The sequence below is a fragment of the Streptococcus timonensis genome (genome assembly GCF_900095845.1).
GTDB classification, from domain to species: Bacteria; Bacillota; Bacilli; order Lactobacillales; family Streptococcaceae; genus Streptococcus; species Streptococcus timonensis.
Genome location: NZ_FMIX01000002.1, coordinates 78015 through 89756 on the forward strand (window position 1 = coordinate 78015; position 11742 = coordinate 89756).

Sequence of the window (11742 nt, forward strand, 5' to 3'; positions counted from 1 at the left end):
AAAGGAGACATTATGAAAAAAGATCAACACCAACTTAATTGGCTTATGGTTTCTCTGATTGCTTTCAACATGGTTTGGGGGCTAGGAAACGTCGTCAACAACTATTCTCAACAGGGTATTTCAGTAGTCGTATCTTGGGTTTTAATCCTCGCACTCTACTTTATCCCATATTCACTCATCGTCGGACAACTAGGTTCTACCTTCAAGGAAAGCGGAAGCGGTGTTAGTGAATGGGTTGAAAAAACATCAACCAAACGTCTAGCCTACTTCGCTGCTTGGACCTACTGGGTTGTTCACATTCCTTACCTCGCACAAAAGCCTCAAGGAATCCTTATTCCGCTTGGATGGGCCTTGCAGGGTAATGGACAATTTCTAAAACAAATTGACTTCCACTGGATTGTTATTCTCTGTTTACTAATCTTTGGACTTTTCCTCTACCTTTCTACAAAAGGATTGACAACTCTGAAAGTCATCGGTAGCTTGGCAGGAAGTGCCATGTTGATCATGTCTTTACTCTTTGTGCTTTTAGCTATCGGTCTGCCTGTCATCAAACCAGACGTCCAGTTTGCGACACCACACATGGATCAACTGAGCACCTACATTCCAAACTTTGATTTTTCTTATTTTACAACCATCTCACTACTGGTCTTTGCAGTTGGTGGTTGTGAAAAAATTTCCCCTTATGTGAATCAAACTCGCAATCCTGCAAAAGAATTTCCAAAAGGTATGATTGTCATGGCCATCATGGTAGGTCTCTCTGCTATCCTCGGGTCAGTTGCCATGGGAATGCTATTTGATGGCAATAACATCCCTGAAGACCTCATGCGTAATGGTGCTTATCAAGCCTTCCAAATGTTAGGAAATTCTTGGGGAGTTGGAAACCTCTTTGTCGTAGTCTACGCTCTTACAAACATGGTCGGACAAATAGCTGCTCTTGCCTTCTCTATTGATGCACCATTACAAATCCTTCTCAATAACGCTGACGAAAACTACATCCCAAGCTGGCTTCGTAAACGTACTGAAAAAGGTGTCCTCATTAACGGCTACCTCCTTACAGGCGTCCTCGTTAGCCTTATCATCATCCTTCCAATTTTTGGTATCCAAGAAATTGACGGACTTGTAAAATGGATGACCAACCTCAATTCAATCGTAATGCCGATGCGTTATCTCTGGGTATTCCTTGCCTATATGATGCTCAATCGCGCTTGGAAAACATACAAAAATGCCGAATACAAGTTTGTTAACAATCCTAAACTTGGCTTTGTGATCGGTACTTGGTGCTTCCTCTTCACTGCCTTTGCTTGTATCCTAGGTATGGTTCCAAAAATTAGCTATGCTGAGAATCCAACTGCTTGGCAATTCTCTCTTCTCACAAACATCTTGACCCCAATTATTCTGATTGGTTTAGGTGTTATTCTACCAATCCTTGCAAAAAAAGAACAAAAGAAACAAATCTAATAAATCCTACTATTAGCTAGATAGCATCACTTTTGTCTTTTCCTAAAAGAAAAATCCCTTTGAACAGTAGCGTTCAAGGGGATTTCTTTTTTGTCTGATAGGCTATTTTTTATTTGGCCTCATACCAAGTCACGCCTTCATTTTCATCAGCAATCAGTGGCACACTGAGTTGAATGGCTTCTTCCATGGTTTGTTTGACGATTTTTTTAATGGCAGCTAATTCTGACTTAGGCACTTCAAGAACAATTTCATCGTGTACTTGTAACAGCATCTTAGTTTGATAACCACCTGCTAGCAAGGCTTTATCTAGCTGAATCATGGCGATTTTGAGAATATCTGCAGCCGATCCTTGAATAGGTGAGTTGATAGCTGTACGCTCTGCAAAACCACGAATGTTAAAGTTACGCGAATTGATATCTGGTAACTCACGACGACGTTTGAAGAGAGTCTCCACATAACCCTTATCACGCGCCTCACGAACCACTTCATCCATGTAGTTTTTAATACCTGGGAAGCGTTCAAAGTAAGTGTCGATGTATGCCTTAGCCTCTTTACGGCTGATACCTAGGTTATTGGATAAACCAAAGTCTGAAATTCCGTAAACCACTCCAAAGTTGACAGCCTTGGCATTGCGACGGTCGTATGGAGTCACATCTTCAGGACGTTCAATTCCAAAGACCCGCATGGCTGTCGAGGTATGGATATCAGCTCCCTCTTGGAAGGCCTTGATTAAGTGCTCATCTTTAGAGATATGCGCCAAAACTCGCAACTCAATCTGTGAATAGTCAGAGCTGAGAAGGACACTATCCTCCCACTTTGGCACGAAAGCCTTACGAATGAGGCGGCCTTGTTCCAAACGAACAGGAATATTTTGCAAGTTTGGATCCACACTAGACAGACGCCCTGTCTGAGTCAAATCTTGAACATAGCGCGTGTGAATCTTGCCATCCGCTAAAATCCAATCCTGTAAACCAATCACATAAGTGGATTGAATCTTAGCAATCTGACGATAATCTAAAATTTTCTTGACGATTGGGGCAATAGGAGCTAGGCGCTCTAACACATCCACTGCTGTTGAGTAACCTGTCTTGGTTTTCTTGGTGTATTCTATAGGGAGACCTAGCTTTTCAAAAAGTAGTTCACCCAACTGTTTAGGCGAGTTGATATTAAATTCCTCACCAGCTAGTTCATAAATCTCTTGAGTCAACTTCTCGATGACGAGCTCATTTTCAGCTTGCATCTCAAGAAGTGTTTCTTTTTTGACCTTAATCCCAGCGATTTCCATCTTAGCAAGAACAAAGGCCAGAGGCTGCTCCATCTCATAGAGAAGGTCTAATTGTCCGTTTTCACTTAACTTTTCAAGCAATACAGGCTCTGTCTCAACCAGCACAGCAACCTTGCGAGCCAAGTGCTCCAATAAGGTTTCTCTCTCAGGGATAGCTTTCTTGACACCCTTACCATAGAAGGTTTCATCATCGACTAGGTAAGTTTGACCATAGAGACTAGCAATGGTTGAAATTTCATTATTCTCTACAGTAGAGAGAAGGTATTTGGCCAAGCGACTGTCAAAAGCAGGAGCCTGCAAGTCCAAGCCAAAACGATTTAAGAGAACTTTAGCTTTCTTAAAGTCATATACTTTCAGAGGTGTTTTTTCTAGAAATTCCTTGAGAATTGGCTCCTGCAAGAGTTCCAACTTATCTGTAGCATAGAGCTTGTCTCCACAAGACCAAGCAAAACCAACCAAGTCATCTGTATGGTAATTTTCACCAAACAGTTCAAAGTGGAAGATAGATTCGGCACTCAGCATATCTTGACTTACTTTATCCACTATAGTGAAATTCAAAGTCTCAGTTTGGTTAGTCTGAGAAGCATTCAAAGCCTGCTTGAGTTGTTTAAAGCCCATCTCATCGTAGAATTTCCCAAGGTTTTCCACATTTGGTCCACTATAGACCAAATCATTTAGACCTATCTCGATTGGCGCTTTTGTGTCGATGGTAGCTAGTGTTTTAGACAGAAAGGCCTGTTCCTTGTCATTGACAAGATTTTCCTTCATCTTGGAAGCCTTCATGCCATCGATATTTCCATAAATACCTTCCAGCGAGCCGTTTTCTAACAAGAGCTTAATACCAGTCTTTTCACCAATCTTGGTCACCCCAGGGATATTATCAGACTTATCCCCCATAAGGGCCTTAAGATCAATAAACTGAGCTGGTGTGATTCCCATCTTTTCCATGAGATATTCTGGGGTATAGGCCTCAAACTCAGCCACACCTTTCTTAGAAATCTCAACCACTGTATGATCATCTGTCAGCTGAATCAAGTCCTTATCTCCACTAACGATTGTCACATCAAAAGATTCCTTCTCAGCCAAGCGACCAAGAGTTCCAATGATATCATCCGCCTCATACTGGGCTAATTCATAGTGGCGAATCCCAAGATGGTCTAGCAACTCACGAATGAAGGGAAATTGCTCACGAAACTCATCTGGAGTCTTCGCACGACCACCCTTATAATCTGCATACATCTCTGTACGGAAAGTCGTTTTCCCCGCATCAAAAGCAACCAAAATATGACTTGGCTGGACACGTTCCAATAGGTGATTTAGCATCAGGTGAAAACCGTAGATTGCATTGGTATGTAGTCCATTGTCATTTTTAAAACGATCCAGTTGCTGGTAAAGTGCAAAAAATGCTCGGAAAGCAACTGAAGATCCATCAATCAATAATAATTTTTTCTTGTCCATACACCCATTATAAAGGAAAGCAGGGAAAAATACCATTGCTAAGAGTTAGATTATCGATCAAGGCTTATTGGGATGTTTTTTCTGCTCGCGCGCCATTGCTGTCAACCTGAAAACCATCGATTGTCGTATCTACTGCCAATTCTCCAGATGCATTCACGTAATAATATTTCCCTGAAACCTGGAACCACTGATCTGTTTTCATAGCTCCTGAGTTTTCAAAATAATACCAAATGCCCTTATCCTTCAACCAACCCGTCTGCATTTCTCCAGACGATTTCAGGTAATACCACTTGGAACTGTCTTTTAGCCAACCTGTTCTCATTGAACCATTAGTTTGGAAATAGTACCAACTGCCGTTTATCTTTTTCCAACCAAGCGATACCTTCCCATTTTCAAAGTAGTACCAAGTTGTCCCCTGTTTTTCCCATCCACTCTTAGAGGTGGCTGTTTTAGTTAGCTGGACATATCTTCTACTACCAGTTCGGGATAGATAAGAAAGCCATTTATAGCCATCTTTTTCAAGAGTCTGATCGTAATGAACACTTTCTCCAGGGTAATAATAGTCAATAATCGCAGCCTGTTGTGATGGCTGGTTCATAATAGCAGCTTTTTCTGTAAACAAATGAGTCCCAGGAACCCCAAGGGATGGAGATATAGGGACACTAGGAGCTTTACTCGTACCTCCCAAATCCTTAAAGTGAATGAAGCCTGTCATTGAACTTGCTTTTATCGTCCGACGATTATACTTACCTGTATATCCATAGTTGTATTCTTCAATTTCAATCATATCACCAAAAACATTAGAAACCCATGCAACGTGGCCATAGTCTCCGCTTCCGTCCCATGCAATTGAACCAATTGTCGGAGTCTTGTCCACACGATAACCTTCTCGTTGAGCACGATAGCCCCACTCTCTAGCGTTTCCATATGCTGGAGGTAACTCAAATCCATTGGCGTTACTTAAGCGAAAAGCAGCGAAAGAAGTGCATTGTCTAGAGTATAGACGCCATTTATCAATGTCTTGGCTTCCATTTTTATAGTAATGAGGGTAATCATCTCCTCGTGCTCTAGATGCTTGGGCTAGTTGATTAGCCTGAACAGATCCGACTCCAAATAAAAAAACACCTGCCAGCAATAGAGAAGCTGTTCTTACAGTAGCTTTTTTTAGAGTAATTGCCTTTTTATTTCCTGCTTTAGTAAATGTCATTCATTCTCCTTTAGTGATATAAATTTTTGAGGTTAGCCTCAAATAACTTATTCGGGAGAAAAAGAAAAAAGTGGGAAATTTCCCACTTTTAGACGATTATTCCTCATCCAAGTATCGAATCAAGTTCTTTTCGGTTAAGATATCTGAATAGGTAAAGGATTCAACATAGACATTAGCCTGCTTATCTCCTTCTACATTGCCAAACTCAACGATAAAGAGTGATGGATACACTTCTATCAATTTTCCTAACTTATTTTTTTGACGTTTACGACCATTTTCTAAGGTCATCTCAACTACTTGTCCTTCATGCGCCTTGATTTCTTCTTTTATTTTTTTCATCTTAGCTACATCTGTAAATGCATCTGTCATCTTTGTTCCTCTCTCTTTGAAATACTTGAAAACTTATTATATTCTTTCTGGAAAATTAACTCAACTGTTCCACGAGCGCCGCTACGGTTTTTCTCGATAATAACTTCTATCTTGTTATTCGGATGACTTTCTTCTTCTTCGCCACCGCGTTCATAATAGTCATCTCGATAGAGAAAGGCTACGATATCCGCATCCTGCTCGATAGACCCAGACTCTCGAATATCTGATAATACTGGCCTTTTATCTTGACGTTGCTCAACACTACGTGACAACTGACTAAGTGCAATGACTGGAACTTTAAGTTCCTTTGCTAGAATTTTCAACTGACGTGAAATCTCAGAAACTTCTTGCTGTCGATTTTCTCGACCAGTTCCTGTGATTAGCTGTAGGTAGTCAATCAAAATTAAACCAAGATTACCTGTTTCCTGTGACAATTTTCTCGCACGAGAACGAATCTCTGTGATTCGAATCCCTGGTGTATCATCGATATAGATACTTGCTTTTGCAAGATTACCTTGAGCAATCGTATATTTGCGCCACTCTTCCTCAGTCAATTGCCCTGTACGGATAGAGTGAGACTCTACCAAACCTTCAGCAGCCAACATACGATCGACCAAGCTCTCTGCCCCCATCTCTAGCGAGAAGATAGCAACTGTTTTATCTAACTTGGTTCCAATGTTTTGAGCAATATTTAAAGCAAAGGCCGTCTTACCAACAGCAGGACGAGCTGCTATAATAATCAACTCTTCCTCGTGTAAACCTGTAGTCATATGATCCAAATCTTGATAACCAGTAGCAATTCCTGTAATATCAGATGTTTGTTGTGAGCGAGTTTCCAAATTTCCAAAGTTTAGGTTTAGGATATCACGAATATTTCTAAACCCACTACGATTGGCATTTTCGCTAACATCAATCAAGCCCTTTTCTGCCTGAGCAATAATTTCATCCACAGGACTAGACGCTTCATAAGCTTGATTAACAGAATCTGTCAACTTAGCAATCAAGCGACGAAGCATGGCTTTTTCTGCCACAATTTTTGCATAGTACTCAGCATTGGCAGAGGTTGGAACAGAGTTGATGATTTCAACAAGGTAGGACAGACCACCAATATTTTGTAAATCATTCTGATTATCTAAAATGGTACGAACAGTTGTTGCATCAATTGCTTCGCCACGATCAGACAGATCCACCATAGCCTGAAAAATCAAACGGTGAGCGTACTTAAAGAAGTCTCGAGAATCAATATATTCTCGAACAAATACGAGCTTACTTTCATCAATAAATATAGCTCCCAATACAGATTGTTCTGCCAAAATATCCTGGGGCTGAACTCGTAGTTCTGCTACTTCTGCCATCAGACTTTCCTTCCTTTTACAAAATCATTACTCAAATCTAGCTTAGCCTTCTTTTACACGAAGATTGATGACACTAGTTACATCTTGATAAATCTTTACAGGTACATCAATCAAACCAACTGCTCGAATTGGCGCTTGGACTTGGATGTGACGTTTATCAATTTTAATTCCAAATTGTTTTTGGAGTTCTTCTGCAATTTTCTTGTTGGTAATAGAACCAAAAGTACGTCCATCCGGACCTACTTTCTCTACAAACTCAACAATCGTTTCTTCAGCTTCAAGTTTTGCTTTGATTTCTTGTGCTTCAGCTAGAAGTTCAGCATGCGCTTTTTCTTCTGATTTCTGCTTTCCACGCAACTCTCCAATCGCTTGAGCTGTTGCTTCTTTAGCAAGATTTTTCTTGATTAAGAAATTTTGTGCATAACCTGTAGGAACTTCCTTAATTTCGCCTTTTTTTCCTTTGCCTTTAACATCTGCTAAAAAGATTACCTTCATTCTTCTGTCTCCTTATTTGTTATATCATTAGAGATTACTACCTTCAGTTTATCTCCAGCTTCTTGCAGGGTCATATCATTCAAACGCGCGGCGGCTAAGTTAAAGTGACCTCCACCGCCTAACTCTTCCATTATACGTTGTACATTAATCTTACTGCGGCTACGTGCAGAAATAGAAATATCTCCCTGGAGATTCCTTGCAACCACAAAACTAGCTTCTATACCTGACATAGCAAGCATAGCGTCTGCCGCTTTACTAATAACAACCGTATCATATTCCTTATTCTCTAAAGCTTGAGCCACAAGAATAGATGGTTGCACCATTTGGCCTTGTAAAATTAATTCATTTACTAGACGATACTCTTCAAAATCAGTCGCTGATATATCTTGAATCACAACACTATCACTTCCACGTGTTCGTAAATAGCTAGCTACATCAAAAGTTCGACTAGTCACACGAGATGTAAAATTCTTAGTATCCAGCATCATACCACCCATCAGTAGGCTTGCTTGAATACGACTCAAACGAATCTTCTTAGAATTTTGGAACTGAATTAACTCAGTCACTAATTCACTTGCACTACTAGCTCCACTTTCAATATAGGTAATAGCTGCATTTTCAGGGAAGTCCTGATCTCGTCGGTGGTGGTCGATGACGATTGTTTGAGTAAACAAGTCATAGAAGTCTTTTGAGAGTGTCAAGGCTGTCTTAGAGTGGTCAACCATGACTAATAATGAACGTGTCGTCACCATATCCATTGCTTCAGTTAGAGGAAGAAGTTTTGTCACTCCCTCGTTTTCTAAAAATTCTATAGCTCTATGAATATCAGGAGACATTTGCTCAGCATCATAAACAACATAGGACTCGTCCATTACATTGCTAGAGAATAACTGCATACCAACAGCAGATCCTAAAGCATCCATGTCTAAGTTTTTATGCCCAACGATGAATACACGATCAACACTCTTCAGCTTCTCTGATATTGCAGTCATCATTGCTCTCGTACGAGTTCTTGTACGTTTAACAGACGCAACAGAGCCTCCACCAAAGTAGACTGGATTCTTAGTCTCATCATTTTCTCGTACGACAACCTGATCTCCGCCACGAACTTCAGCTAAGTTAAGGTTGGATAAAGCAACCTTACCAATGCTCTCGTGATCACCGTCTCCATATGAAAGTCCCATACTAATCGTTAAAGGTAGATTCCTTTGTTTAGCTTCCTCACGGAAGGTATCAATGACAGAGAACTTATCCTTCATCAAATGTTCAAGAACGATATAGTCTGTAAACAGGTAAAAGCGATCCATGCCAACGCGGCGTGAAAACATCTTATGCTGTCTTGTAAATTCCTCGACAAAATTGGCAACAAAGCTATTGATCTGGCTGATATCAGATTCAGACGTTTCATTTTCTAAATCATCATAGTTGTCAACTGAGATAACACCAATAACTGGACGACTAGTAGCCAGTTCAATTGTCGCTTCATACTCTCCTGACACATCAAAAAAGTATAAAACTCCAGAATTTCTGTCAAGATGAACAGCGTAACGCTTCTCTCCAATATTGGCATAAACACCAGGAGAAGATATAGACGCTTTTATGATTTCTTGAACTTGGGAAATATCAATCTCCCCATCTTCAGTTGTTAGAATTAGCTCGGCATAGGGATTAAACCATTCAATTTCAATACTATCCATGTTGAGTTTGATTACTCCAACCGGCATCCGTTCCAATAGCGTACTTAGACTATCTTCAGCTTGGTGGTTTACATATTGAATTTGCTCAATTTCAGTTTTCTGATAGCATTTTCTCTGAAAATTAAATAACAATAAAAATGCTACAATAAAGAAAAATAGGCTTGCTATTGTGACAAAATCATCTTTCAAGAAAATAACCAATACAGACATGACTGTAAATGCCGTCATAGAAAATAGGTATATTAAAAAGGGATTTTTTTCATTTTTTTTCATTCGAAACCTCTTGCGCATTATTATACCATAAATATAGGCAAAAAGCGAACTTAAGGAAGTTTACGAGGATATTAGACAAGTGTTTTGTAAAGGTTTTTAAAGAACAAAAGAGGGCGATTAAATCGCCCTCCTATAGATATACTTCTATATTTGCCTTAAGTATTTTTTCAGTTAGATAGATTATTCACCTACTGAAATTTCAACGTGTTTAAGACGTTCTTGTGCTTCTGCCACGATTGTTTCGATGATTTCTTTACATGGTTTAATTTCTTTTACCATACCTGCAATTTGTCCACTCATCATTGAACCGTGTACAGTATCACCTTCGTAAACTGCTTTAGAAAGAGAACCGATAGTAATTTCTTCAAGCTCTTCACGGTTTGTACCTTTTTGTTCTAATTCGATGTAGTGGTCTGTCATTTCATTGCGAATACAACGAACAGGAGCTCCTGCGATACGTCCAGTAACAGCAGTTGCTGTATCATTTGCTGCAAGGACAGCTTCTTTATAAGCATCAGCAATTGGACATTCGTTTGAAGCCAAGAAGATAGTACCCATTTGTACACCTTGAGCTCCAAGTGTAAAGGCAGCAGCCAATCCACGACCGTCAGCAATACCACCCGCAGCGATGACAGGAATATCAACAGCATCTACAATTTGAGGAATCAAAGCCATAGTGTTAGTGTCACCAATGTGTCCTCCTGCTTCTGAACCTTCAGCAACAACTGCATCAACCCCGAGTTCTTGCATTTTTTGAGCATGTTTTACACTAGCAACTACAGGAATCACTTTAACACCAGCTTCTTTCAAATATGGCATAATATGTTTTGGAGTTCCTGCACCAGTAGTAACAACTGGAACTTTTTCTTCGATAATAACTGTTACAATATCCTTGATGTTTTTCATCATTAACATGATGTTAACACCAAAAGGTTTGTCAGTTAATTTTCTCAATTCACGAATTTCTTCGCGAAGTTGTTCTCCTGTCATACCACCAGAGGCAATAATTCCTAGTCCTCCTGCTTCTGAAACAGCAGCAGCAAGTTGATAGTGAGAAATTTGAGCCATAGCTCCTTGGAAAATAGGGTATTTGATTTGCAAAAGTTTAGTAATAGACATATGTTTACTCCTTTATTTTCGGTTCAGTTTTGTTTGAAATTCAACAGGCTATTTTCCTGTATCTAACAAACAAGAGAATTTAGTCATTTGTCTCCTTATACGCAACTATTATAAAAAGTCTGGTCTACGATCTTGCTGTTCTGTAAATGGAATCACTGGTGGACGTGAGCGTAAAACATAGTCCACAAATTCTTTACCTTCTTTATCAAATTCTGCAACTGCAAAAAATTGATCATGATAGAAGAAGAATTTATAACCATTTTCAAAGGCTTGCTTAAGCCATTTTTCTTTTGCTGAAATAGATTTCATTGGATAATCATCTACAGCTGGGACCCATAGTGGATTTCGATGAACGTGTGTTAGCATCAAATCTCCCATGTGAATCATTGTATCTTCACCTTGTTTAAGTAAAATAATACAGTGACCGTTACTATGTCCGCTTGTATGAATCATTTGAATTTCTGGAATAATCTCAACAGAATCAGAGAAAGTTGTAACTTGGTCCTGAATCGGCTCCCAATTCTCTTTCAAATAAGTTCCACGAGTACGATTATTAGGATTTCTCATTTCGTACCATTCTATATCATTGACAATAATCTTTGCATTTGGAAACTTAGAAACAAGATTGCCCTCAGAATTAACGCGTGTCAAACCACCTGAATGGTCATGGTGCATATGTGTCATCAGTACATAATCAATCTTCTCTGGAGACAAGCCTAAAAGCTCTAAACTCTCTTCAATTTTACTTTCAGATAAAATTCCAAGATTGCGTCTTTGTTTCTCAGACAATTTTGCCGTATCGAAACTTGCATCCATCAGGTAATTCTTCCCTTGGTATTGAATCAAGATCGGATCTGTCAACTCAGACATCATATTGTCTTCATTTGTTGGATAGTATCGAGACCACACAACTTTTGGAACAGGACCAAATAATGTCCCTGCATCAGTTAATTTATCAGCTCCTCGTAGCCATGTCAACTTCATATTATGAAATTGATACTCTTGCAACTTGAGTTCTGTCATTCT

The 11742-nt window shown here is 39.6% G+C and carries 9 protein-coding genes; 1 reads left to right on the forward strand and 8 read right to left on the reverse strand.

The features are described 5' to 3' along the window. The first annotated feature begins 12 nt into the window (after positions 1 to 12). A complete protein-coding gene (locus tag BQ2679_RS00710) occupies positions 13 to 1458 on the forward strand; it encodes an APC family permease (protein WP_075565133.1) in 1446 nt (481 codons plus the stop codon). 109 nt (positions 1459 to 1567) lie between these two features. On the opposite strand, the gene polA is transcribed toward BQ2679_RS00710, so the two are convergent. From polA to BQ2679_RS00750, 8 genes are all read right to left on the reverse strand, one after another. Next, positions 1568 to 4201 (reverse strand): DNA polymerase I, encoded by a 2634-nt coding sequence (gene polA, locus BQ2679_RS00715; protein ID WP_075565136.1) that lies wholly within the window; start codon positions 4199 to 4201, stop codon positions 1568 to 1570. A 64-nt stretch (positions 4202 to 4265) separates the two neighbouring features. Continuing rightward, positions 4266 to 5408 carry an SH3 domain-containing protein gene (locus BQ2679_RS00720; protein ID WP_075565138.1) on the reverse strand — a complete coding sequence of 381 codons (1143 nt, stop codon included), beginning with the start codon at positions 5406 to 5408 and terminating at the stop codon, positions 4266 to 4268. A gap of 96 nt (positions 5409 to 5504) precedes the next feature. Further along, complete coding sequence (locus tag BQ2679_RS00725) at positions 5505 to 5777, reverse strand: Veg family protein (RefSeq protein WP_075565140.1); 273 nt, start codon at positions 5775 to 5777, stop codon at positions 5505 to 5507. Beyond that, a complete protein-coding gene (gene dnaB, locus BQ2679_RS00730; RefSeq protein WP_075565142.1) occupies positions 5774 to 7132 on the reverse strand; it encodes a replicative DNA helicase in 1359 nt (452 codons plus the stop codon). The genes BQ2679_RS00725 and dnaB overlap by 4 nt, the downstream gene beginning before the upstream one ends. A gap of 42 nt (positions 7133 to 7174) precedes the next feature. Further along, positions 7175 to 7627: a 50S ribosomal protein L9 gene (gene rplI, locus BQ2679_RS00735; protein ID WP_075565144.1), complete on the reverse strand. Its 453-nt coding sequence runs from the start codon at positions 7625 to 7627 to the stop codon at positions 7175 to 7177. Further along, positions 7624 to 9597 carry a DHH family phosphoesterase gene (locus tag BQ2679_RS00740; protein ID WP_075565146.1) on the reverse strand — a complete coding sequence of 658 codons (1974 nt, stop codon included), beginning with the start codon at positions 9595 to 9597 and terminating at the stop codon, positions 7624 to 7626. Before BQ2679_RS00740 ends, rplI begins: the two co-directional genes overlap by 4 nt. 180 nt (positions 9598 to 9777) lie before the next feature. Then, positions 9778 to 10716 carry a DUF561 domain-containing protein gene (locus tag BQ2679_RS00745; RefSeq protein ID WP_006150534.1) on the reverse strand — a complete coding sequence of 313 codons (939 nt, stop codon included), beginning with the start codon at positions 10714 to 10716 and terminating at the stop codon, positions 9778 to 9780. Positions 10717 to 10824: 108 nt separating this feature from the next. Next, entirely contained in the window at positions 10825 to 11739 is a 915-nt protein-coding gene (locus tag BQ2679_RS00750) for an MBL fold metallo-hydrolase (protein WP_075565148.1), read from the reverse strand. Positions 11740 to 11742 lie beyond the last annotated feature (3 nt).